Source organism: Bacillus sp. DTU_2020_1000418_1_SI_GHA_SEK_038 (assembly GCF_032341175.1).
Lineage (GTDB): Bacteria > Bacillota > Bacilli > Bacillales > Cytobacillaceae > Cytobacillus.
Genome location: NZ_CP135435.1, coordinates 1,815,139 through 1,840,223, shown reverse-complemented (window position 1 = coordinate 1,840,223; position 25,085 = coordinate 1,815,139). Strand labels below are relative to the sequence as shown.

The 25,085-nt window shown below is 39.1% G+C and carries 23 protein-coding genes; 1 reads left to right on the top strand and 22 read right to left on the bottom strand.

What is annotated here, in order from left to right:
• Nucleotides 1-14: 14 nt before the first annotated feature.
• From plsX to RRV45_RS09130, 5 genes are all read right to left on the bottom strand, one after another.
• Entirely contained in the window at nt 15-1,007 is a 993-nt protein-coding gene (gene plsX, locus RRV45_RS09150) for a phosphate acyltransferase PlsX (RefSeq protein WP_315668503.1), read from the bottom strand.
• A complete protein-coding gene (gene fapR / locus RRV45_RS09145; RefSeq protein WP_315668502.1) occupies nt 991-1,593 on the bottom strand; it encodes a transcription factor FapR in 603 nt (200 codons plus the stop codon). Before fapR ends, plsX begins: the two co-directional genes overlap by 17 nt.
• Nucleotides 1,594-1,866: 273 nt before the next feature.
• A complete protein-coding gene (gene recG, locus RRV45_RS09140; RefSeq protein ID WP_410489371.1) occupies nt 1,867-3,903 on the bottom strand; it encodes an ATP-dependent DNA helicase RecG in 2,037 nt (678 codons plus the stop codon).
• Between the two features lie 190 nt (nt 3,904-4,093).
• Nucleotides 4,094-5,770 carry a DAK2 domain-containing protein gene (locus tag RRV45_RS09135; protein ID WP_315668501.1) on the bottom strand — a complete coding sequence of 559 codons (1,677 nt, stop codon included), beginning with the start codon at nt 5,768-5,770 and terminating at the stop codon, nt 4,094-4,096.
• 16 nt (nt 5,771-5,786) lie between these two features.
• A complete protein-coding gene (locus RRV45_RS09130; protein ID WP_066289195.1) occupies nt 5,787-6,149 on the bottom strand; it encodes an Asp23/Gls24 family envelope stress response protein in 363 nt (120 codons plus the stop codon).
• A gap of 295 nt (nt 6,150-6,444) precedes the next feature.
• Between RRV45_RS09130 and rpmB the strand changes: the two genes are divergently transcribed.
• Entirely contained in the window at nt 6,445-6,633 is a 189-nt protein-coding gene (gene rpmB / locus RRV45_RS09125; RefSeq protein ID WP_090758060.1) for a 50S ribosomal protein L28, read from the top strand.
• An 86-nt stretch (nt 6,634-6,719) separates the two neighbouring features.
• Here the strand turns inward: rpmB and spoVM are convergent, their stop codons facing one another.
• The 17 genes from spoVM to RRV45_RS09040 all read right to left on the bottom strand — a co-directional run bounded on the left by spoVM (nt 6,720) and on the right by RRV45_RS09040 (nt 24,740).
• Complete coding sequence (gene spoVM, locus RRV45_RS09120; RefSeq protein WP_066289202.1) at nt 6,720-6,800, bottom strand: stage V sporulation protein SpoVM; 81 nt, start codon at nt 6,798-6,800, stop codon at nt 6,720-6,722.
• Nucleotides 6,801-6,897: 97 nt separating this feature from the next.
• Entirely contained in the window at nt 6,898-7,545 is a 648-nt protein-coding gene (locus RRV45_RS09115) for a thiamine diphosphokinase (protein WP_315668500.1), read from the bottom strand.
• A gap of 94 nt (nt 7,546-7,639) precedes the next feature.
• Entirely contained in the window at nt 7,640-8,296 is a 657-nt protein-coding gene (gene rpe / locus RRV45_RS09110) for a ribulose-phosphate 3-epimerase (protein ID WP_315668499.1), read from the bottom strand.
• A gap of 2 nt (nt 8,297-8,298) precedes the next feature.
• Nucleotides 8,299-9,180, bottom strand: a complete 882-nt coding sequence (gene rsgA / locus RRV45_RS09105; protein WP_315668498.1) for a ribosome small subunit-dependent GTPase A — start codon at nt 9,178-9,180, stop codon at nt 8,299-8,301.
• A 57-nt stretch (nt 9,181-9,237) separates the two neighbouring features.
• Nucleotides 9,238-11,190 carry a Stk1 family PASTA domain-containing Ser/Thr kinase gene (gene pknB / locus RRV45_RS09100; protein WP_315668497.1) on the bottom strand — a complete coding sequence of 651 codons (1,953 nt, stop codon included), beginning with the start codon at nt 11,188-11,190 and terminating at the stop codon, nt 9,238-9,240.
• Complete coding sequence (locus RRV45_RS09095; protein ID WP_315668496.1) at nt 11,187-11,942, bottom strand: Stp1/IreP family PP2C-type Ser/Thr phosphatase; 756 nt, start codon at nt 11,940-11,942, stop codon at nt 11,187-11,189. The genes pknB and RRV45_RS09095 overlap by 4 nt, the downstream gene beginning before the upstream one ends.
• 4 nt (nt 11,943-11,946) lie before the next feature.
• A complete protein-coding gene (gene rlmN / locus RRV45_RS09090; RefSeq protein ID WP_315668495.1) occupies nt 11,947-13,029 on the bottom strand; it encodes a 23S rRNA (adenine(2503)-C(2))-methyltransferase RlmN in 1,083 nt (360 codons plus the stop codon).
• A 3-nt stretch (nt 13,030-13,032) separates the two neighbouring features.
• Nucleotides 13,033-14,376: a 16S rRNA (cytosine(967)-C(5))-methyltransferase RsmB gene (gene rsmB / locus RRV45_RS09085; RefSeq protein ID WP_315668494.1), complete on the bottom strand. Its 1,344-nt coding sequence runs from the start codon at nt 14,374-14,376 to the stop codon at nt 13,033-13,035.
• A complete protein-coding gene (fmt, locus tag RRV45_RS09080) occupies nt 14,373-15,323 on the bottom strand; it encodes a methionyl-tRNA formyltransferase (RefSeq protein ID WP_315668493.1) in 951 nt (316 codons plus the stop codon). The genes rsmB and fmt overlap by 4 nt, the downstream gene beginning before the upstream one ends.
• Nucleotide 15,324: 1 nt before the next feature.
• A complete protein-coding gene (def, locus tag RRV45_RS09075) occupies nt 15,325-15,804 on the bottom strand; it encodes a peptide deformylase (protein WP_315668492.1) in 480 nt (159 codons plus the stop codon).
• A 300-nt stretch (nt 15,805-16,104) separates the two neighbouring features.
• Nucleotides 16,105-18,522: a primosomal protein N' gene (priA, locus tag RRV45_RS09070; RefSeq protein WP_315668491.1), complete on the bottom strand. Its 2,418-nt coding sequence runs from the start codon at nt 18,520-18,522 to the stop codon at nt 16,105-16,107.
• A complete protein-coding gene (gene coaBC / locus RRV45_RS09065) occupies nt 18,519-19,727 on the bottom strand; it encodes a bifunctional phosphopantothenoylcysteine decarboxylase/phosphopantothenate--cysteine ligase CoaBC (RefSeq protein ID WP_315668490.1) in 1,209 nt (402 codons plus the stop codon). Before coaBC ends, priA begins: the two co-directional genes overlap by 4 nt.
• A gap of 141 nt (nt 19,728-19,868) precedes the next feature.
• Entirely contained in the window at nt 19,869-20,090 is a 222-nt protein-coding gene (rpoZ, locus tag RRV45_RS09060; protein WP_315668489.1) for a DNA-directed RNA polymerase subunit omega, read from the bottom strand.
• 3 nt (nt 20,091-20,093) lie between these two features.
• Nucleotides 20,094-20,708: a guanylate kinase gene (gene gmk / locus RRV45_RS09055; protein WP_315668488.1), complete on the bottom strand. Its 615-nt coding sequence runs from the start codon at nt 20,706-20,708 to the stop codon at nt 20,094-20,096.
• A 9-nt stretch (nt 20,709-20,717) separates the two neighbouring features.
• Nucleotides 20,718-20,981, bottom strand: a complete 264-nt coding sequence (remA, locus tag RRV45_RS09050) for an extracellular matrix/biofilm regulator RemA (RefSeq protein WP_315668487.1) — start codon at nt 20,979-20,981, stop codon at nt 20,718-20,720.
• A 57-nt stretch (nt 20,982-21,038) separates the two neighbouring features.
• The gene (locus tag RRV45_RS09045) at nt 21,039-21,911 is read right to left on the bottom strand and encodes a YicC/YloC family endoribonuclease (protein WP_315668486.1); all 873 of its coding nucleotides are present in this window, start codon (nt 21,909-21,911) and stop codon (nt 21,039-21,041) included.
• A gap of 150 nt (nt 21,912-22,061) precedes the next feature.
• Nucleotides 22,062-24,740, bottom strand: coding sequence for a calcium-translocating P-type ATPase, SERCA-type (locus RRV45_RS09040; protein WP_315668485.1), 2,679 nt, complete (start codon nt 24,738-24,740; stop codon nt 22,062-22,064).
• Nucleotides 24,741-25,085 lie beyond the last annotated feature (345 nt).

Below are 25,085 nucleotides of genomic sequence, written 5' to 3'. Positions count from 1 at the left end.
TTCTTAATCAATAATTATTTTGAGTTATGTTTTTCAACGACTTCCTTAATTGTTTCCGATACATTATGAGCAACCATATCCCGCGACTGTCTCACAGCATTGTAAACAGCATTCGCATCTGATGATCCGTGTGCTTTTATTACTGGAGCTTTTAAACCAAATAGACCTGCACCGCCATATTCAGAGTAGTCCATTTTCGATTTCAATTGGACTAGATCTGGCTTAAGAACGGCAGCAGCCAGTTTACTTTTAAAGCTGCTTGTCAATGCGGATTTCAACATTTTAAAAACAGAAAGGGCTGTTCCTTCAATCGTCTTCAGAACCATATTGCCAGTAAATCCATCCGTTACTACAACGTCTGCTGCGCCCTCTAGCAAATCCCGTGCCTCTACATTGCCTATAAAATTCAAATTTGCATTTTGCAGTAATTCAAATGTATGCTTTGTTAGCTCATTTCCCTTTTTTTCTTCTGTTCCAATGTTTAGAAGTCCAATTCTTGGATTAGATATGCCGCGAACTTTTTCTGAATAGATGGATCCCATTATCGCATACTGCAGGAGATGTTCAGGCTTTGCATCAACATTAGCTCCAACATCAAGAAGTAAAAATCCCTCTCCGCCAATCGTTGGCAAAGTTGGGGATAACGCTGGTCTTTCAATCCCGTCTATTCGACCAACTACAAAAAGTCCTGCTGCCATTAAGGCGCCTGTGTTTCCAGCTGAAATACAAGCGTCAGCTTTTCCATCAGTAACGAGCTGAGCTGCTAGCACCATTGAGGCATTCTTTTTCCTGCGCACCGCCCTAACAGGCTCATCAGTTGCTAAGATGACTTCATCTGTATGTAAAATTTCAATTCGATCCGGGTTCGTTAAATATTCTTTTATTTTTGTTTCGTTTCCAACTAGGGTAATTTCAATATCTTTATATTCAGCAGCAGCTTTCATTGCCCCAAGCACGATTTCTTTAGGAGCATGATCGCCTCCCATTGCATCAATCGCTATTTTCATGCTGTTTTTCATCCTTTTTTGTTTTTTTGTGAGAACGATACATATCGAATTCCCCTTTAAAAACTAACTCATTGTTCACATAGCTTGCAACTTCCACGATTGTCCTGCCATTTTCAGAATCGATGCTTATAACTTTAGCCTTTGCAATGACCCTTTCCTTATGCTTCACTGATCGTGTAAATTGAATATTTGCTTTAGCAGTTAACGCAAGCTCATCGTTTATCATAGCTACTGCCAATGAATTTGCCTGAGCAAATAGATGATGCCCTCGGGCAATATTGTTCCGCCTAAAAACATGCTCTTCTTTTATATCTAAAATGGATATAGCCGTTCTATCTAATTCAATATCAATAATTTCACCAATAATTTCTTCAATGGGCAAGGAGCGGACTTCATCCTCAAACCTTTTTTCAGCTACATGTTTTATTCGTTCACGCAACTCAGGAATGGATAATTCCAGCCTGTCCAACCGGATTGTCTGCACACTAACAGAAAACTTTTCAGCAAGCTCTTCATCGGTAATAAAAGGATTTTCCTTTATAGTTACCTTTAATTGTGCCTGTCGCTCTTTTTTATTTCTTCTCATCTATACACACCGTCCCAGATATTAAGACTAGGTACTAATAGTAGTATATAATCAAGAAAAACAGATTGCAAGCATAAAAGCGGAGGTGCCTTGACCAGGGGCGACAAGCATAAGTCAAGTTGGCAGGAAGGGCGCACTTTACCTTCATGACAACTTGACTTATGACCTCGAGCCCCTAGGCACTGGAGCTAGATAAATAAAAGCGGTGGTGCCTTGACTAGGATCTAGACAAAAAAAAGCTCCAGCGCGTTGACAGCGTGGAGTAATTTTTAGCTAATCAAGTTTTTCGCCTTCCAGCACACCGGTTTCCCTTAAGTATTCTCTTAAATAATGAAATTCAGGAGCAGTCCAAAATTCATTTGTTTCAATTAATTGTGCTGCATCATCTCTAGCTGTCTCTAAAGCTCGATAATCATGCACCATATCAGCAACCTTAAATTCAGGAAGTCCGCTTTGTTTTTTTCCGAAGAAATCACCTGGTCCTCTTAGTTCGAGGTCCTTTTCACTAAGAAGAAACCCGTCATTTGTTTCGGTCATTATTTTCATCCGTTCTTTCCCTGTTTCTGACTTCGGATCGGCCAGGAGAATACAAAAAGATTGATCACTGCCACGTCCAACCCTGCCTCTTAACTGATGAAGCTGGGACAAACCAAATCGTTCAGCATCATAAATGACCATCATCGTGGCATTAGGGACATTCACTCCAACTTCAACTACTGTTGTCGAAACGAGCACTTGAATTTCATTATGGCTAAATTCCTTCATTACTGCTTCTTTTTCATCAGAGTGTAATCTGCCATGCATTAATCCAACTTGATAACGCCCATTAAAAAAATGTGTTAATTGCGCATGAACATCGATTGCATTCTGGACGTCCAACTTATCAGATTCTTCGATTAGCGGACAAATAACATATGCCTGATGACCAGCACGAAGCTCCTTTTCAACAAATCCTAAAACTCGCTCAAGCATAGAAGGCTTCGCCCAATACGTTTCTATCACTTTTCTCCCTGCCGGCATTTCATCAATAATGGATACATCCATTTCTCCAAAAACAGTAATCGCTAATGTTCGGGGAATAGGGGTTGCTGTCATAAATAAAACATCGGGATTCTCCCCCTTCTCCCTCAAAACCCTTCGCTGTTCAACCCCAAATCGATGCTGTTCATCTGTAATAACAAGCCCTAATTTCTGAAATTCGACCTCATCTTGTATTAAAGCATGTGTTCCGATAAGAACATCAATCTCTCCTTCTTTAAGAAGCTGCAGGATTTCTCGGCGTCTTTTTCCCTTAACCGAACTTGTCAGCAGCTCACATTTTATCTGAAAGGGATCAAGCATTTGTTTCAGTGATTCAGCATGCTGTTCCGCCAATATTTCCGTCGGGACCATTAACGCACCTTGAAAGCCAGCCGTTCTAGACGCATAAAGAGCAATTGCCGCCACTGCTGTCTTTCCGGAACCTACATCTCCCTGCAAGAGCCGGTTCATTCTAAACGGTGACTTCATATCAGAAAGAATTTCCTTAACAACTCTTTTTTGTGCATCTGTAAGGGAAAATGGCAATGAATGAATAAATAACTTAAGATTTTCGAGATGATAAAGTTGGCTGATGCCTTTTGACTGTTCTCTATCAATCTTTCTTAATGCTTGCATTTTTATTTGAAAATAAAAAAACTCTTCATAAACAAATCTTCTTCTAGCCTGCTTTAAATCATTTTGATCTGCTGGAAAATGCATGATGTTTAGTGCAGTCCTTCTATTCAATAGCTTATATTTAATTAAGTATAATTCTGGTAATGTTTCTTCCACATCTGTCCCAAATTGAGAAAAAGCAAGACTGATAAAGCGTCTTAAGCCTTTAACCGTTACTTTTCCCTTTACAGTATAAACTGGCTCAAAATCTTTACTTTTTATAACCGAACCAACATGCAATTCACTTGCTGTAATTGTTTGCCGATGCTGGTCCCATTTTCCCGTAACCGTAACTGTTTCATTTATTGAGATTTTGTTCTTGATATATGGCTGATTAAATAATACTGTCTGTATTAGATAGTTTCCTACAAGTACTCTTAACGTTAATCTTGAACGCTTTCTTCCATAGTAGACAAGAGAGGGCTCGCTATGTATCTTTCCGATCACAGTCACTCTTTCTTCATGCTTAACCTCTGCCAAATCCTTTTGTCGGTAATCTTCATAGCGGAACGGGAAGTACTCTAGTAAATCTTTTACGGTTTTAATATTCATTTCCTCTAATGCTGCAGCGGTTTCTTCTCCTATCCCTTTTACGGCTGTAACTGGAAGAGTCATATTTGGATTCAATATTTTATAATGATTTGACAAAGATCTCACCTCCAGCTTCCGAATCTATTTCATAAATAAATGATCATCACTAACATATATTTAGCCAAAAAAGAAGGGGAGGCCCCTTCTTTCTGCATAGGTAAATAAATAGATAACTCCTTCAAAATTAAGAAGGCGCTTTCGTTATCATTTTCCTTTATTCAATTGCAAAAATAAATGCATACAACGGCTGTTTTCCATCATGTATTTCAATTTCAATTTCTTCAAACTCTTCTTCAACTAAATTGACGATGGCTTGTACATCTTCGTCAGAAGCGTCCTCACCCTTTAGAATCGTTAAAATTTCCGAATCCTCATCAAGCATGTTAGAAAGAAGGTCTTTTGCTGTCTGGACCTTATCTTTATTTTTGACAAGGATTTTCCCTTCGGCGATTCCCATGAAATCATCCTTCTCAATTTCAAGACCATCAATGCTTGTGTCTCTTACTGCAAATGTAATCTGCCCTGTTTTTACATGTTGAAGTGCTTCTGTCATGCCGTACTTATTTTGGGCTAATTCAGCACTTGGGTTGAACGCAAGCAATGCTGACATTCCTTGTGGAACTGTCTTAGTCGGGATGACAATAACCTCTTGTTCTGCGACTTCGGCTGCCTGCTCAGCTGCCATAATAATATTTTTATTATTAGGAAGAATGATGACCTTTTTCGCATGGACTTCTTCGATCGCCTTCACAATATCTTCAGTACTCGGGTTCATCGTTTGGCCACCTTCAATAACTGCATGGGCTCCAATGCTTCGGAATAGGTCAGCAATGCCCTGTCCCATCGAGACTGTGACAATACCATATTCCTTTAATTCCTTCGATACTGGTGCAGAACTTGCTTGGGTTTGGGTACCTTCAACTAAGTTAGAGTGCTGCTGACGCATATTTTCGATCTTCATATTGATAAGGCTTCCATAACGCTGCCCATAAGATAAGCATTCGCCAGGCTGTTCCGAGTGAATATGAACTTTAACAAGCTCATCATCGGCAATAACTAATAATGAGTCACCAAATTTACTCAAATCCGTTCGAAAAGCTTCTTCGGAGAACGGACTTTTAGCAAGCTTTTCTGGTTCAAATTTAACCATAAATTCAGTGCAATAACCAAATTCAATATCTTCTGTATTCATAAAGCTATGTATGTTTTTGTGATGCTCCGCACTAACCAAATCTTCCATTTTTGGAAATGCGGAAGGACTGTCAGGAAGTTCTTCACCCTTTAATTGAGCGAGGAATCCCTCATATACAAAGACAAGACCTTGGCCTCCGCTATCAACTACTCCTACCTCTTTCAAAACGGGAAGCAGGTCTGGAGTGCGGCTAAGTGATGCCTTCGACTCTTTGACTATTTCTTCCATTAAGGCAATAAGGTCTTTTTCATTTTTGGCTACTTGCACTGCTCTTTTGGCCGAGTCTTTTGCAACTGTCAAAATTGTTCCTTCAACAGGCTTCATTACGGCCTTATAAGCTGTTTCTACTCCACTATGAAGCGCATCAGCAAATTCTATACTATTAATTTCAGCCTTCTGTTCAATGGCTTTAGAAAAGCCTCGGAAAAGCTGGGATAAAATAACCCCGGAGTTCCCACGGGCTCCCATTAGCAATCCTTTGGATAGTGCTGAACCGACCTTACCAATATGGTCTTGAATATTATTCTTTACTTCCTTCGCTCCTGATGTTAGCGACAAATTCATATTTGTTCCTGTATCACCGTCAGGAACTGGGAAAACGTTAAGTGAATCAACATATTGGGCATTCGCAGATAAGTGATTGGCTCCCGTAATGACCATTTCTGCAAAACGTTTTCCATCTAGTGCATTAATTGACACAAGTCTTTCCTCCTCACTACGGGTTCGTCACACGAACTCCTTGAACGTAAATATTAACCGAGTCCGTGCTCAGACCAACTGTTTTATCTAGGATGTATTTTACCTTTGATTGCACGTTGTGAGCAATCTCAGAAATTTTCGTTCCATAACTTACTATAATATACATATCAATATGTACTTCATCTTCATCCTGTCTAACGATGACCCCACGAGTAAAGTTCTCTTTACGCAAAATATCAGTTAGTCCGTCCTTTAGCTGATTTTTGGAGGCCATTCCTACAATTCCATAACAATCAACCGCAGCCCCACCTGCAATTGTAGCAATTACTTCATTCGAAATATCAATTTGACCGAATTTCGTATTAAGTTCGATGGACATTTTACTTCCCCCTTTGGAAAATACTCCTTGGCTAAAATCATTTTACTATATACTTTGTCATTTTGAAAGCTGGACTCTGCCCTCCTTATTATAGCTTACAGCTCTATAGTGTATGTCAAGGATTTTTTCTTGAAAGACACCTATTGCAATATAAAGGGTTGTGTGATAAATTATTAAAGTATCTTTTAATGTCCACAAATTCATTAATTTAGGAGACATTAAATCAAAATGGTCATCTAACATAGCAATGAAAGCATGAAAATAGCTTCAGCTTATGTGTAAGGAGGGAAATAATATGCCACGTAAATGTGTAGTCACTGGTAGAAAAACAACAACAGGTAATGCACGTTCCCATGCAATGAACGCTAACAAGCGTACTTGGGGTGCAAACCTTCAAAAAGTACGTATCCTTGTAGACGGTAAACCTAAACGTGTTTGGGTATCTGCAAGAGCGCTTAAATCTGGTAAAGTAGAACGCGTATAATATTAAAAAGACATCCATTTGGATGTCTTTTTTAATACCAAAAATAAAGCACCCTTGACAGGTGCTTTTTTCTTGCATGAATAGCATCAATTTTTCTTAAAGGTTCCTAACATTGCGCGTACGATGCCGCCCAAAAATCTTGGCAGTTTAATTGTATAAAATCTCATATCACGTGTCCCTCCTCACGATCTCACACATCCAACTTATCTTTCGCCATTATCATCTTATTCAAATAAATATGATAAGTACTAATAATATAGGAACTTAATCTTTACTTCTTACAACCATTATTATGCCTTTTGAAAATGAAAAATTCCCACTATCGTTAATAAGTTCGTTACTAATACATAGCGTGGATCCCATTTGAATATGCTCATCCTGTAATGGATACTTAAACCCATTTAAGGTTAAATCGTGAATTTCCATAGATAGAGGGATGAAGGATACATATTTAAACAGAAGATTTCTCTTAATTTCATGAATTCCCGGTCCTTTTATATAGATGATATTACTGTGATCAATGATTTCGATTTGAGCATCTTCACCATGCAGGAATGGATTAACAAGCAGCTGTATATTGGCAAAAAAGTGATCCAATCTTCCGCCTGTTGCGCCAAATATGCGAATTAATTTTGGCTTTTGTTTAATGGCCCAATTTAATGCTAATTCCATATCTGTTTCATCTTTCTCTGGCCGAAAACGTTTCAAATCTACTATTTGCTCCTCGATAACAGCCATTTCCTCAGCTGAAACTGAATCAAAATCCCCGAAAGCGATCGATGGTTGTATCCCGATTGAAAAAAGTGTTAAGACGCCTCTATCGACTCCAATCCAAATATCCCCTTCTTGCTTGTAAATATCTAGGTTTGGCAACAGGCTTACAGGTCCTCCCGCTAATAAATTTATTATCATGATTACCAGCTCCATTATGTGAAAAAGGCTGACTCATTTTTGGGAAAACACCACGATATTAATGGAGTTTGCATCCCTTGAGTCAGCCTTTATTTTAGTGAATCATACTTCCTTTTATTGCTGCAATTGCTTTAGCACGATCCTCCTGGCTGTATACCGCAGAACCAGCAACTAGAACATTAGCACCTGCTTCAATACAAAGCTTGGCCGTTTCTTCATTTACCCCGCCGTCTACTTCAATTTCAATGTTTAACCCTTTATCGTCAGCCATTTTTTTGACAGCTGTAATTTTCGGAAGAACGGATGAAATGAATTTTTGACCGCCAAAGCCAGGGTTAACCGTCATAAGTAATACCATATCAACATCCTCAATGATGTGTTCAATCGTATTTACCGGTGTTGCCGGATTTAAAACAACACCCGCCTTTACGCCTAAAGACTTAATAAAATGTATAGTCCGATGGAGGTGACGACATGCCTCTACATGGACGGTAATATAATCAGCTCCCGCTTTCGCAAATGCCTCAATATATTGGTCTGGATTTTCAATCATCAAATGGACGTCTAAAGGAAGCTTTGTAACAGGTCTAATTGCTTCTACAATAAGCGGACCAATTGTAATATTTGGAACAAAATGCCCATCCATTACATCTACATGGATATAATCTGCTCCCCCTCTTTCTACATCTTTAATTTCTTCCCCAAGCTTGGAAAAATCAGCTGATAATATCGATGGTGCAACTTTCACCATAATTAGTACCTCGGCTTTCTCTCTTTAATTTCCTGTAAAAAAGTTTTGTAATGCTCATATCGATAAAGTGGAATTTCATGATTGTCTACCGCTATTTTCACAGCGCATTTAGGCTCTGCTAAATGAAGACATCCTCTGAATTTACAGTCCTCACTATGCTGCTGAATTTCAGGGAAACAGAAATTCACATCCTCCATCTCAATATCGGTAAACTCCAAAGAACTAAACCCTGGAGTATCGGCAACGAGACCATTCCCTACTTTTATTAATTCTACATGCCTTGTTGTATGTTTTCCTCTTCCTAAATGTGAGGAAATATCATTTGTTCTTAATTCTAGATCTGGTCTTAAAGCATTAAGCAAGGAAGATTTACCTACACCTGACTGCCCTGCAAAAACGGAGATTTCTCCATCCAAAAATGGAGATAGATCTTTGATCCCTTCTTCTGTTTCAGAGGAAGTTAATAAAACTTGATAGCCCGCTTTACGATAATTATTGGCATAGTTTTGAATTTCCTTATATTGTTCTTCATTTGTTAAATCCATTTTTGTAATACAAATAATCGGCTTAATATGATTAAACTCTACCAATACGAGAAATCGATCAAGCAAAGATGTACTGAAGCTTGGTTCAACTGCTGAAAATACAAGAATTGCTTGATCTACATTGGCAATTGGCGGCCTGACAAGTTCGTTCTTCCGCTCTTTAATTTCAAGGATATACCCTTCCTTATCATTTTCTGCTTGGAATACGACCTCATCACCGACAAGAGGAGTTATCTTGTTCTTTCGAAATACACCCCGACCACGGCATTGTATAGTTTCATTACCACTTAAAACATAATAAAACCCGCTTAATGCCTTAATAATTTTGCCCTCAGGCATAGCAACACTCCTTACCCTTAAGTTTATTTAACATTAGTTTGGGAAGTACCCTTAACATTATTCCGGAAACGGCACGTATTGCTGATCGATAACCACATTGTCTCTTCTTACCTGGTAAACTGCTTGTTGCCCAGCAGCAATAGTTAATTCAATTCTATATGTCTTATTTTCTGTAATATAGTCAGTTATTTCAGGTACATTCAAATCCCTCTCCATGTCATCAATATAAATTTGAATTTCCTGTGGCTGGCCATCCTCAGACGGTTCATACGGAACAATGATATCCCTAGTGACTATTTTTGGGGGTAATTCCTCTTTGCCTTTAGAAATAACGACCTTTACTTTTTTACCTTTTGTTAACTCGGTGCCCGGAAGAGGATCCTGCGAGATTACATTACCTTCCTGAACCTCATTTGAGTACGCCTCTGTTATTTCAATAATTAATCCTGTGGCAGCCTCATACTCCTGTAAGCCTTTTCTATTGTACTCTTTTAAATCTTTTAAAGATATTGGAGTCGGTCCCTTACTTACGATAAATTCTAATTCCGTTTCCCCAGGAACGACTAGCTCACCTTTTTGGATGTTTTGATCGATTATTGTTCCAGAGGGAATGCCCTCATCATAAACTTCCTCTTTATCAATAAATTTAAATTTTTCCTGCTCTAATAACCTTACCACTTCATCATAGGAGTGATCCCTATAATCTGCCAGTTCAAATTTTTCCTTGCCTAAGCTTTCATAAATATCAATATCTGAACCTTCTTTAACTGTTTTTCCAGCTTTAGGTTCAGTCTTAATGACAAGGCCTTCATCCCAATCCTCATCGTTTATCCGAATCGGTTCATTAACATGAAATCCTGCCGCTTCCAGCTCTGCTATTGCTTTATCAATCTCATCACCAGTTAAGTCAGGAACGATCACTTCTTTTGGTGAAAATAAGCCTGGTAGAACAAAAACAATTAAAATTCCCAATATAATCAGGCCAATAAAAGTAGAAACTAATATGGCTGGCCACTTCTTTTTCTTTTCCTTTTCCTTTTGCGGTTTAGCTTCCTCAACATGGTGAACGGCTTTCGCGTGAACAACTGTCTCATCACTCACTGGAAAAGAATGCTCATCTGTAATGATTGGAATAGCCTTTGTTGCATCATTATCAACCGGGATAATAAATTTCGCCTCACCTATTCGTTCTGGGTCCAAGCTTGAGCTTAAATCATCTTCCATTTCTTCTACACTGTCATAGCGATGAAATGGATCTTTTGCCGTTGCTTTTAAAACAATGTTTTCAAGGCTTTGCGGAATGGATGGGTTCCATCTCCTTAATGAAGGTGTTTCAGATTGCAAATGCTTTAAAGCAATGGAAACAGCTGACTCTCCCGAAAATGGCAGCCTTCCCGTCAACAATTCAAACATAACAATTCCGAGAGAATAAATATCAGACTTACGGTTTGCCATTCCGCCTCTCGCTTGTTCAGGCGATAAATAATGAACAGATCCTAGGACTGAATTGGTTTGGGTTATGCTTGTCGCACTTAAAGCTATTGCGATGCCAAAATCTGTGATTTTTACATTTCCGTGCCTGTCTATTAATATATTATGAGGCTTAATGTCTCGGTGAATAATATGATTTTGATGAGCATGTGCAATAGCCGAGGTTAGCTGCTTCATAATCTCAATTACTTTTTCAACACGAACAGGACTGTTTTGCAGTATGTATTGTTTTAATGTTTGTCCATCGACATATTCCATGACAATGTAATAAAGGGAATCTTCCTCACCGACATCGTAAATACTAACAATATTAGGGTGGGCTAGACTTGTTGCCGATTGGGCTTCTCGATGAAAACGACGGATAAACTCATCATCATTAGCAAAATCAAGGCGTAGCATTTTAACTGCCACATCACGGTCAAGAATCATATCATGAGCTAAATAAACATTAGCCATTCCGCCTCCGCCGATGACTTCCAGAATTTTATATCTACCGCTAATTCTTTTACCAATCATCATAGACGTTCACCAGACTCATTATCAAAAAATTCAACTATGACCAACGTAATATTATCCTCGCCGCCGTGATTATTCGCTAATTCAATAAGGGCAGCAGCCTTTTCTTCTAAACCTTGATTATCTTTAAGAATATGAATCATTTCTTTTTCCGTCACCTTATTGGAGAGACCGTCTGAACATAGAAGCAAAAGGTCCTCCTCCTCAAAAATAATTGTCTTAATATCCATATTCACTGTTTCTTCTGTTCCGAGAGCTCTTAATACAACATTTTTCATTGGGTGATGCTCTGCATCCTCTTTTGAAATTTGTCCTGAACGGACTAATTCATTTACAAGTGAATGGTCATCCGTTAGCTGCTGAAACCCATTTTCATTTAGAATATAGCAACGGCTATCCCCAATATTAGCAATGGTAGCAAAATGTTTTGTACAGATGGCGGCGACTAAGGTTGTCCCCATCCCTTCACATTCTGATGTGTTTTTTGAATGCTCGTAGAGTGCTGTATTGCCCTTTTCAATATTGACTCTTAACCACTCTTCCGCTTCATCTGCTGTCCTTACCGCTTCTGTTTCTCCCCATAGCTTTTGCAGATTCGTTAAAGCCATTTCACTTGCCACATCACCCGCGCGATGACCGCCCATACCATCTGCTACAATGGCAAGGCGCTGGCCGCTTCGGTTTAAAAATATTCCACCATTATCTTCATTATGCTGACGAATTCTGCCTCGGTCTGTCTTAAAAACAGCTTTCATCTTGTCACCTCGTCTCCTCTTTTCGCTCCTTCGCACGAAGTTGTCCACATGCTGCATCTATATCATGACCTTGCTCTCTGCGAATCGTTACATTTACACCATGGTTCTTCAATGTTTTTTCAAATTTAAAAATTTGTTCCTTCGGTGTTCTAACGTAATCTCGTTCAGGAACATAATTGACTGGAATCAAGTTTATATGGCATTTAATTCCTTTTACTAACCTCGCTAATTCCTCTGCATGCTCAACCTGATCATTTACTCCACCGAATAATCCGTACTCAAAACTGACACGTCTCCCAGTTTTATTTACATAATAACGGATGGCTTCCATTAAATCTGGAAGCTTGTATGCACGATTAATTGGCATTAGACGGCTTCTAAGTTCTGAGTTTGGTGCATGAAGAGAAAGTGCGAAATTGATTTGCATATTTTCATCAGCAAATTGATAAATCTTCGGAATGATACCACTCGTTGAAACTGTAATATGACGGGCACCAATATTTAGCCCTTTGTCGTGATTGACGATTTTTAAGAAGGAGAGCATTTGATCATAATTATCAAAAGGTTCCCCAATCCCCATAATGACGATAGAACTAACTCTTTCCTCTGTTTCATCTAATGCCTGCTGAACTTTTACGACTTGAGCAACGATTTCTCCTGCTTCTAGGTTCCGCTTTAACCCCCCTAGAGTGGATGCACAAAATGTACAGCCAATTCTGCATCCCACCTGGGTCGTTACACAAACAGAATTGCCGTATTCATGCCTCATTAGAACGGTTTCAATCGAATACCCATCATGAAGTTCAAATAAAAATTTTATCGTCCCATCTGAGGATTGCTGTTGAATTATAGTTTTCAATGTCGTTAAAGTAAAGGAATTGGATAATTTTTCTCGTAATCCTTTAGATAAATTGGACATATCTTCAAAGCTTATAACTCTTTTCGTATAAAGCCAATCAAAAATTTGATCGGCACGAAACGCCTTTTCATTCATTTCTGTTAACCAGTCTTTTAACTCGTGCAGCTGTAAAGAATAAATGGACGGTTTTTGTTCTGTTGTTATTGCTTCCTTGGTAGCTTGTTCCATTCATTATACCTTCTTTCTTAGACAGGCTATGTAAAACCCATCCGATCCAATATCTTGCGGCAAAATTTGAAGCTGAAACCCATTAACAAGCGGACGAATGGCCTCAGGCATCCGGTCCTTCATCGATAGATCCCCTTCAAATTCATCATTCTCATTTAAAAAAGCTTCTACTACATGTTGATTCTCTTCAATGTCAACAGTACAAGTACTATAAACTAGATTACCACCTTTTTTCAATAAAGGGGAAACTGCAGTTAATAAGTTTTTTTGCACTGTTGCCAATTGGAAAATATCTTCTTCCTTTTTCGTATACTTCATATCCGGTTTTCTTCTCATTACCCCAAGACCTGAGCAAGGGGCATCCAATAAAATACGGTCAAAAGATGCTTGTTCAAAATGCTCTTGAACCTTTCTGCTGTCAAGGGCAGTTGCTGTTATATTGGATAGTTTAAGCCTTGCTGCATTTTCATGAATCAATTTTACTTTATGATCATGTAAATCAAGTGAAACAACCTGACCAGTGTTAGAAAGCTGTTCTGCTATATGTGTAGATTTCCCTCCAGGAGCAGCACACGCATCTAAGATCCGTTCATTTTCAGTAACACCTAATGCATATGCGGCAAGCATCGAGCTTTCATCTTGAATGGTGATCATTCCATCTTTAAAAGCACGGGAGTGGGCAAGGTTGCCACGGTAACATTTGATAGCTTCAGGTATAAAAGGGCTTGGTTCAACTTGAAACCCTTCTTCCTCCAAAAGCTTGATGCAATCTTCTACCGTTGTTCTTGTTAGATTGACCCTCCCCGTTTGTAGTGGGGCTGTTAAATTAAGATCGCACATGTCTTTTGTCTTTTCATATCCTAGTTGGGCTTCCCATCTCTTCACAAGCCAGTAAGGGTGACTTGTTTCGATAGAAAGTCTTTCAATCGGATCCTCGATTGTTTCTAAGGAAGGCAAGCCCGACCTTTGAATATTGCGAAAAATGCCATTAACCATTCCGGAAATTCCTTTATGACCGCGGTTTTTGGCAATTTCAACTGCTTCAAATATCGCTGCCCGGTCAGGAATCTTATCCAAATAAATCATTTGATATAAGGTAAGACGTAATAATTGAATGACCCAGCTTTCAACCTTTTTATTCCCTTTAAGAAATGGCTTTAAAAAGAAATCAAGACTCATTCTTCTTTGCAAGGTTCCATATGTCAATTCGGTTAGCAAGCCAATATCCTTTGAGCTAATTTGGTTCTTGTTAATAAAGTTATTAAGAAGCAAATTGCTGTAAGACTGTTTTTTTTCAATGGTCTCCAACAAGTCCATTGCGGTTTCACGGACGTTTTTCTTTTTCATTGTTCAACTCCTAGACGATCCCCAATCGTTACTTGTGAACCAGCTCCCCGTAAAAATTGCTCCGCAGTCATTTTTTTCTTTCCTGCTGGCTGAAGTTCGATAATTTTAATGGCGGTCTCATTCCCAGTTGCGATTACTAGTGCTTCGTTCTCTATTCTTATAATGGTCCCTGGTACCTGTTTTAACTCCCCTTTAACCTTTTCAGCCAACCAAACTTTTATTACGGCATCGTTTAATGTTGTATAAGCAACTGGCCAAGGATTTAATCCGCGTATATGGTTATAAATATCCTCTCCTGTTTTTGACCAATCAATTTTTTCCTGCTCTCTTTTAATATTTGAGGCAAAAGTCGCTTCAGCGTCATTTTGAGGAATAGATTGTAATTCCCCTTTAATCAGTTTAGGCAAAGTGTCGGATAATAGCTGTGAACCTGCCGCACTGAGCTTATCGTGCAGCGTACCAACTGTGTCTGTTTCCGTAATCGGAACCTCCACTTGAGTTAAAATATCCCCCGCATCAAGCTTTTCAGCCATATACATAATCGTTATTCCGGTCTTTTTCTTTCCTTGAATAATCGAATAGTGGATAGGTGCACCGCCTCTTAATTCTGGAAGTAAGGAAGCATGAACATTTATACATCCAAATTTAGGAGCTTCTAATAGCTCCTTTGGTAAAATTTGTCCAAAGGCAGCAGTTATAACCAAATCCGGATTTAGTGCTAGAATTTTGTCTAGCTCTTCTCTCTCTCTAATTTTTTCTGGCTGATAAACAGGAATCCCATGAATTTCCGCCTCTACCTTTACTGGAGGAGGTGTTAGCACCCTTTTTCTTCCTACAGGACGGTCAGGCTGTGTTACAACAGCAATAACCTCAAACCCGTCTTTAATAATTTGCTGCAGGACAGGAACTGAGAAATCAGGTGTTCCCATAAAAACGATTTTTGTCATTTTACTCCGCTCCTTCCAGTTCAGCTTCTTCAAGATATCTAATTACTTTGGAGGTAAATAAAATTCCTTGAAGATGGTCAATTTCATGTAAGATCGCTCTCGCCAAAAAGTCTTCAGCTTCAAGTGTATAAAATTTCCCTTTCCGATCTTGAGCCTTAACTTTCACATAGTCAGGTCTACTAACTTCTCCATATAATCCCGGAAAACTCAGGCAGCCTTCCGGCCCTATTTGTTCTCCCTTTATTTCCAGTATTTCCGGATTAATCATTTCGATTGTGCCACTATCATCATCAATATCGACTATCGCTATTTGCTGATCAAGACCGATTTGTGGGGCGGCAAGCCCAACCCCGTCAAATTCAATCATTGTATCGTACATATCATTTAATATTTTTACGAGTTTTTTATCAAAAAACTTAACTGGTTTACACTGTACCTCTAATATTTCAGAAGGATAAGTGACAATTTTTCTGACTGACAATCTAGTTCCTCCAATGACTTCTTATTTACCTATTTTCAACTATTTTCACAAGATTCATAACAAAATTCATCTAAATCTTTCTTCAATTTCTCGCAGATTAACGGGCTGTAAGACCCCCCTTCAAGAAGTTGAGTAAACAAAAATTTCTTGAAGGGGGATCAACAGCCCGTAAAGGCCCGAAAATATGTACACAGACTAAGAACGCCACATCCTGTGGCAACGTCTGTGTGACCCACATCCTGTGGGCCGCAACTAACAATCAGTGGGGAAAGGCACCCCACTGATTGAAGTTTCACCTTATTACATTAGTATATATGGATTTAGATCTACGGAAATTTGCAGTCCGCTCGAATGAATCTCCTGCTGATAGTGATCAAGCATTTTTTTGAGAGACTCACCTAAAGCTGGTTCCCGCTTGTATTTTATCAAACATTGGTACCTATATCTATTATTAATCCTAGGTATTGGAGAAGCAACTGGTCCAAGACATATAGCTTCTTTAGATAGCCTGGATCGAAGATAGGCTGTGATTTTTTCTGTAACAGATACCGCCTTCATTAATTCCTCATGGCTAACAGTCACTAAGGATATATAGTAGAACGGCGGATATTTGTGGACTTTCCTCACCATCATTTCTTTATCATAAAAACGAGCATAATCCTGTTCTCCTGCTAATTCAACGCTATAATGTTCAGGGGTATACGTCTGAACAATAACCTCTCCTTCAAGCTCGTGTCTTCCTGCCCGCCCACTAACTTGAGTTAGCAGCTGAAAGGTTTTCTCGGAAGATCTGAAATCCGGGAGGTGGAGCATAGTATCAGCAGATAATACGCCAACTAATGTGATGTTAGGAAAATCCAATCCTTTAGCAATCATTTGTGTTCCAAGCAGAATATCAGCATGGCCGTCTTGAAATTGATCAAGAAGTTTTTCATGGGCACCCTTTTTACTTGTTGTATCGACATCCATACGAATAACGGTCGCTTCAGGAAGAATCTTTGCTAACTCCTCCTCGACTTTTTGCGTCCCCGTGCCAAAATAGCGAATATGCTCACTCTGGCATTCAGGGCAATTTTTTGGTGCTTCAGCTTCATAGCCGCAATAATGGCATTTCATATGCTGGTTGAATCGATGGTAGGTTAAAGAGATATCGCAGTTGGGGCAATTAACAACATATCCGCAATCCCTGCACATGACAAAGGACGAGTGGCCCCTTTTATTTAGAAATAAAACAATCTGTTCCTTTTTTTCTAATCGATCTTTAATTTTTTCGAGAAGCATTTGTGAAAACATCGACCTGTTTCCCGCTCTTAATTCTTCTCTCATATCGATAATCGCTACTTCGGGCAAAGCCTGATTATTCATTCTCTTCGGCATCGATAGAAGCTTGTAAACTCCTTTTTGTGCTCTGGCAAATGACTCGAGAGAAGGAGTCGCACTTCCTAGGACGACCGGACAATTATGGGTAGCCCCTCTATGGATTGCCACATCGCGGGCATGATATCTCGGATTTTCCTCTTGTTTATAGCTTGTCTCATGCTCCTCATCGATGATTATGATTCCTAGATTTTGGAAAGGCGCGAAAATAGCCGACCTCGCACCGACTACTACCTTAACTTCCTGTCTTTGAATCTTTCGCCATTCATCATATTTTTCACCTGTTGAAAGCCCGCTGTGAAGAACGGCTACCTGGTCCCCGAATCTCCCCTTAAATCTTTTCACCATTTGCGGGGTTAGGGAAATTTCAGGTACGAGGACAATGGCTTCTTTTCCCTTCTCAAGGACCATTCCAATCGATTGTAGATAGACTTCTGTTTTGCCGCTCCCTGTTACACCATATAATAAAAAAGTATCGTGTACTTCCTCTTCAATGGTTGCTAAGATTGGCTTAATAGCATGTTCTTGGTCCGATGATAGAGGAAGTGGTTCCGTTCTTGCAAAAGTACGTTCCCCATAAGGATCTCTGTAAACTTCTAATTCTTTTTGCCGTAAGATCCCTTTTTGGATCAATCCATTCACTACGGAAGAGGTAATCCCGAGCTTCATTAGAAGCTCACGAAGCTCAATGATATTCTCTCCAGTGTGTATAAAAAAATCTAGCACTTGCTTTTGTTTAGTCGCTTGAGGTGGCAAGCTTTCTATTTCAGCAGATAGCTCTTCCTTACTTAAATTTGTATAGACCGCCTTGCGCTTTTTCTTCCTTATTCGTTCCTTTACCTCATATAAAATTTCAACCGTCCCATTCGTTACTTCTTTTTGCAACAGTGATAAATATCCCATCTCAACTGCTTCCTGCCAGGAAATGATATCCCGATTTGCAAATACCTCTTTAATGTGAGGAGGCAATTCATCCGGATTTTCAGCATTGATTAATTTTAGTTTTTTTTCATATTTAGCCTTTAAAGCAGCAGGCAGCATTACTTGGTATGATGAAATCTTATAGCAAAGTGTTGATTCCGTTAACCAATCGCCAAGAGTTAGAAGTTCCTGATTCAATACAGGATTTAAGTCCATTGGCTCAATTAGCTTTTTTAATTGTTTAAAATGGGATTCAGCTTTAATGTCCGTCACGAAGCCTTGAATTTTTCTCGGTCCAAAAGGAACAATCACCCTCATCCCGATTTGTATAATACCTATTAAATGGCCTGGGATTAAATAATCGAAAGCCCTGTCCGTTTGTCTTGCCGGTACATCAACGATTACACTGGCAATGTTCATTTATGTTCATCCCTTAACAACTGAGAAGCTTCATGGAGTATTTTTTCTGCAACCTTATGCTTTGACATCAGAGGGAGCTCTTCTGATGTACCATCTCGTTTAAATAACGTAACAATATTCGTGTCTGTTCCAAAGCCTGCTCCTTCGGTTTTTACGTTATTTGCGACAATCATATCTGCATTTTTTTTCTTGAGCTTTTCATGGGCGTATTCTGCTACATGTTCTGTTTCAGCAGCAAACCCAATTAAAATTTGATGTTTTTTTACTTTGCCAAGTTCAAAAAGAATATCCTTAGTTCTTTCAAGCTCTAAACTTTGTTCCCCAGGTTGTTTTTTCACCTTTTGATCATAAGTTATTTTCGGACGATAATCAGCAACCGCAGCAGTTTTTATTACAATATCTGCATTTCCGAATTGGGCCATCACTGCCTCGTACATTTCTTCAGCACTTTCCACCTTTATTACGTTCACACCCGCTGGTGCCTGAAGTGAAACAGGACCTGAGATGAGTACAACATCAGCTCCGGTCTTAATGGCCTCCTCGGCAATCGCATAGCCCATTTTTCCTGACGAATGATTAGTAATATATCTGACCGGGTCAATTTTTTCCCTAGTCGGACCAGCTGTAATGACTAGTTTGGACCCAGATAGATTTATATGGTTTGTTTGAAAATGATCCGTAATCAGTTCTGTTATTTTCTCTGGCTCCTCTAGTCTCCCTTTTCCCACATATCCGCACGCAAGGTATCCTTCTCCCGGCTCGATAAACCTATAGCCAAAACTGTGAAGCGTGTCCATGTTCTTCTGAACAGCTGGGTGATTGTACATATGGACATTCATTGCAGGAGCAACCCAAACAGGCGCAGCAGCAGCAAGCAAAGTGGTCGAAATCATATCATCAGCAATCCCGTTTGCCAGCTTCCCAATGATATTTGCCGTTGCCGGTGCAATTAATATTAAATCAGCCCAATCAGCCAGATCGATATGGGCAATGACTTTAGAATTTTTTTCATCAAATGTATCTGTATAAACATCATTTCGAGACAAAGCTTGAAATGTTAAGGGGGTTACAAATTTTCCAGCTGATTCACTTAGAATAACCTTAACGTCTGCACCAGCCTGAGTTAGCTTACTCGTTAAGGCAGCAGCTTTATATACTGCAATTCCGCCTGTTACACATAAAAGAATCTTTTTACCGATGAGCATAATTGGACCTCCATCTACCAACAAGTTCTATCTTTATTATGCAAGAAGTGCCTTTTTTTTTCATCTATTAATCATCATTATCCTTGCTTTATACTTTGAAAAATAAAAATAACAACCATGAAAGGTTGTTATTATCAGTTCCTATTCGTAAGCTTCATCCTTTTGCTTTTTCCCTAGACGGTAGTGAAGCTGGTCCGCATTGATTTCCTCTAATGCTTTGCCAACATTTTTGTGAGATACATATTTATCAAGCTGTGGCTTTGCATTTACTTGCATCATACGGGCACGCTTTGCAGCAACGGACACAAGTGAATATTTGGAATCAATTTTAGTCATTAATGAATCGATAGAAGGATATAGCATTTATTATTCAACCTCCAGCATTTTAATATATCGTGGCTCGACGCGTTCTCTTCGGCAATGTTCAGCAACAACAATTGCTTTAATTCTTTCGCATGCAAGCTCTATTCGGTCATTTTCCACGACATAATCATACAAGTTCATCATTTCAATTTCTTCTTTAGCAACCGTCATCCGGTTATTAATAATATCTTCTGTTTCAGTTCCTCTTGTAACAATTCTGTTCTTTAACTCCGAGAGACTTGGCGGAACAAGAAAAATGAATAATCCATCCGGGAATTTCTTTCGCACTTGGCGAGCCCCCTGTACTTCTATTTCCAGGAAAACATCCTTTCCTTTTTCCAATGTCTCTTGCACATAGTCTACAGGAGTTCCATAATAATTGCCAACGAATTCAGCATATTCAAGAAGCTTTTCTTGCTCAATTAACGCTTCAAATTCTTCGCGAGACTTGAAAAAATAATCTACCCCATCAATCTCACCTTCCCTAGGCAACCTGGTTGTCATTGAAATGGAGTATTCAAAAGCAGTATCCGGCTGAGAAAAGATCTCTTTCCGAACAGTCCCCTTCCCTACACCGGAAGGGCCGGACAAAACAATCAATAAACCTTTCTCCTTCATTATTCAATCCTACCCTTCATCAATAGTATCGTCTCTGTCATCTAAGCGGTGGGCAACGGTCTCTGGCTGAACTGCTGAGAGAATGACATGGTCACTATCCATAACGATAACTGCCCTCGTCCGCCTCCCGTATGTTGCATCTATTAATGAACCGCGATCACGAGCATCCTGGATGATTCTTTTTATCGGTGCGGATTCGGGGCTTACTATAGAGATTATACGATTGGCTGAAACAATATTGCCAAAGCCAATATTAATTAATTTAATCGCCATCAGGTTCCTCCAAGTATCAGTTATATATTTTGGCCCCGCGAGCCTTTTTCTAAACAGTCATTCAATATTTTGGACTTGTTCCTTCATCTTTTCCAGCAAGCTTTTCATTTCTACTACAAGAAAAGCTATAGACGAATCATTTGCTTTCGAACCTATTGTATTCACTTCACGGTTCATCTCCTGAAGAATAAAATCCAATTTTCTTCCAATCGGTTCACTTAATGGCAACGTATGTGTAAATTGATTGATATGACTGTAAAGACGAGTGACTTCCTCGTTAATATCTGACTTATCGGCGAAAATAGCTACTTCCGTTAACAATCTCGTTTCATCTACTTGCCCATTCAAAAAATCAGACATCCGCTTGGCCAGTTTCTCTTGATATTGCTGTACAACTTTCGGGGCATACTCTTTTAATTCAGCAAGTCGCTCAGTTAATTTGCTAAGATTACAGTTTAGATCCTTTTCGAGCTCCAAACCTTCAAATTTACGCATTTGCCATAATTGTTGACATGCCTCTTCGACAGCTGTAAGCAACATTGCTTCTAAATTTTCATTGTTCGTTTCTTTATCTACTATTAGTATAAGCTCTTCTCTCGTTAAATCCTGAAGGGTTACTTCAGTTCCAATTGAAAATTTGTTTTTAATATCCGTTATGTATTTAACATATTCGTCTAATAATGCCCAATCTATTTGAACTTGCCGACTTGCCAAGCTCTGTCCCTCAACTGTGATATAAACTTCAGTTCTTCCTCTTTGGACATATTCACTAATCTTCTTCTTAATTTTATCTTCAAGATAAAGAAGCTGTTTCGGCATTCTAATTTGGTATTCAGCAAATCGATGATTTACCGATTTAACTTCAACTAAGGCAGTAAAAGGACCCTCATTCTTCTTCCCTCTGCCAAAACCAGTCATACTAATAACCATATTAAACACGCCCTGATCTATGGATTACAAAAAAAATTAAACAATTAGTTCGTATTTTACCATAATTAAAGAAAAATGTATTTAAAAATTTTAATACAAAACAAAAAGGCAATAGAAAATGCTCTATTACCTTTTGGATTATAGCATATCTTATTTTCTTTTTCTTGCCAAAAAAGAACCTGCTAATAAAAATGTTGGTAATGCTGCAAGCCCAGTAATCATAAACCAATCTTTCATTTCCACTGGAACTGTATGGAATATTGGCTGTAATGGCGGATAGTAAATAACAACAAACAGTAAGGCCAAGGATGAAATAACCGCCCAAACTAAATATTTGTTTCCGAATGGATTTCTTGCAAAAACTGACTTCTCACTGCGGCAATCAAATACGTGAATAAGTTGTGCCATTACTAAGGTGGAAAAAGCAATCGTTTGTGCATATGCAAGATCTTCTGGATTTTTATTGTAAACGATAATGAAAGCTATTAATGTGACAATCCCAATTAAGAAGCCTCGTGATACTACCTTCCAGCCAAGTCCTCTAGCAAATACTCCCTCCCTAGGATTTCTTGGCTTTCGTTTCATTACATCATCTTCAGGCTGATCTAAACCTAAAGCCATTGCAGGTAAGCCGTCTGTTACAAGATTTACCCATAGTATTTGTATAGGCACTAAAGGAAGTGGGTAACCAAGGAGCATAGCAAAAAGCATAACAAGAATTTCACCAACATTGGAAGCTAGCAAATATCGAATAAATTTTCTAATATTCTCGTAAATATTTCTGCCTTCTTTTATCGCCGCTTTAATCGTAGCAAAATTATCATCCAGAAGAACCAAAGCAGAAGCTTCCTTGGCCACATCTGTCCCCGTTATCCCCATTGCTACCCCAATATCCGCTGCCTTAATAGCCGGTGCATCATTAACGCCATCACCTGTCATGGCCACTATATGTCCTCTGTTCTGCAAAGCCTTTACAATTTTCAATTTATGCTCTGGGGAAACTCTGGCAAAAACAGAAACATCATCGACTACTTCTTCTAATTCATGAACATTCATTTCTGAAAGTGCTTTTCCATCCAAAACCTTTGAGTTGTTTGTAAATATACCAAGCTGCTTTGCTATCGCTTTTGCGGTAATGACATGATCACCAGTAATCATAACAGTTTTAATTCCTGCGTCCCTGCACTCTTTAACAGCATTCTTTACTTCTGGTCTTGGTGGATCAATCATGCCATGAAGACCTATAAAGGTAAGATCTCTTTCTGCCTCTTTTTCATGTAAAATGATGGTGTTTTCAGGGATTTCTTTAAACCCAATCGCTATTGTTCTTAAGGCTTGTGAGGCTAAGCCTTCAATTGCTTCTTGAATTTTTCTAGAAACTTCACCTGACATTAGTTGGCGTTTTCCGTCCCAAAGGACACTTCTGGATATCCCAGCCAACACATCGGGTGCTCCTTTAGTGACAATAAATTGCCTGCCATTGTGATCCTTTACAATAATACTCATCATTTTCCTTGAAGAATCAAAAGGGAATTCCTTTATGATTTGATATTGGCTTAACAAAGTGTTCCGGCTGTAGCCTGCCTTCATAGCCGCAACCAGCAACGCGCCTTCTGTAGGATCTCCATCAATTATATATTCTTTACTTTTTTGTTTTATTTCTGCATGATTACAGAGCATTCCAAACATGAGCAATTGCTGAAGTGACTTTTCATTCTTTAATTCTATTTGCTTATCATTTCGAGAAAACTTCCCTTGAGGTTCATAACCAACGCCATCTACATGCCATACGTTGCCACCGCTCCAAAGATGGGTGACGGTCATTTTATTTTGAGTCATTGTTCCTGTCTTATCTGAACAGATAACCGAGGCACATCCAAGTGTTTCAACGGCAGGAAGCTTCCTTACGATTGCCTTCTGCTTTATCATTCTTTGGACACCGAGAGATAAAGCAACCGTTACAATGGCCGGAAGCCCTTCTGGGATGGCTGCAACAGCTAATGAAACCCCCGCAAGGAACATCGTATATAAGTCTTGCCCTTGTAAAACCCCGACAACAACTACTAGAACAGTTAGTAAAAGGGCCACAGTGATGAGAATTTTTCCAAGCTGCTCAAGCCTGCGCTGCAATGGTGTAGTCATTGTTTCAGCCTTTTGCAGCAAATCGGCAATTTGCCCCATAGCTGTTTTCATTCCGATTGCAACGACAAGACCTACTCCGCTTCCGCGTGTAACTAATGTGCCCATAAAAGCCATGTTTTCCATATCGCCGATTCCAAGATTAGCCGCTTTTATAGAGCCTGTTGTTTTCGAAACCGGCAGAGATTCGCCAGTCAGTGCAGACTCTTCTACTTCAAGGCTATTGGATTCTATCAATCTTACATCTGCCCCGATTCGGTCTCCGCTCGAAAATCTAATAATATCTCCAACGACTATTTCTTTTGAAAGAATTTTTATCCATTCCCCATCTCTTAATACACTAACCTGAGGCGCCGAAAGCTCTTTTAATGCAGCTAATGATTTTTCCGCCTTCCTCTCTTGAAAAAAACCAAGCATACCATTTATTATCACGATCGCAATAATGGCGACAGCATCTATGTATTCACCAAGGAGCCCCGAAACAAGTGTCGCTGCTAGTAAAACAAGGACCATGAAATCCTTAAATTGACTAAAAAACAAAAGTAAGGCAGACTGTTTTTCTCCCTCTTCTAATTCATTATAGCCAAATTGCTTTCTTCGCTTCTTTACATCTTCACTCGTTAAACCGGCTGTTTTATCAGAATTAAGAGCTTGTTCAACTTCTGTTTCGTTCATTTCATGAAATCTCATCAGACATCACACTTCCTCCTTATTGTCTAGCTTCTTGTAGAAAAGCAAATGTTTGTACAAACTAGAGTTATGGCTCTTATAATGAAAAGATGCCTTTTCTGTTACAGCATTCGGACCTACCACCCCTTTAAAATTAGCAAACATCCCCCCGAAAACAGCCTAGTCTAAAGAAAGCTTATTCAGACTCGTCCAAAAAAATGCTATTATATTTAGGTAGCGGGATAAAAACCAATGTGGGGAGAAATAAGCGGACAAAGAATCCGTTATTTCTATATAAATGATCTAAATGAATGGCTAAATGGACACTGAGGCCGCTATTCCCGAAAAAACACAAGGAAATCGAGG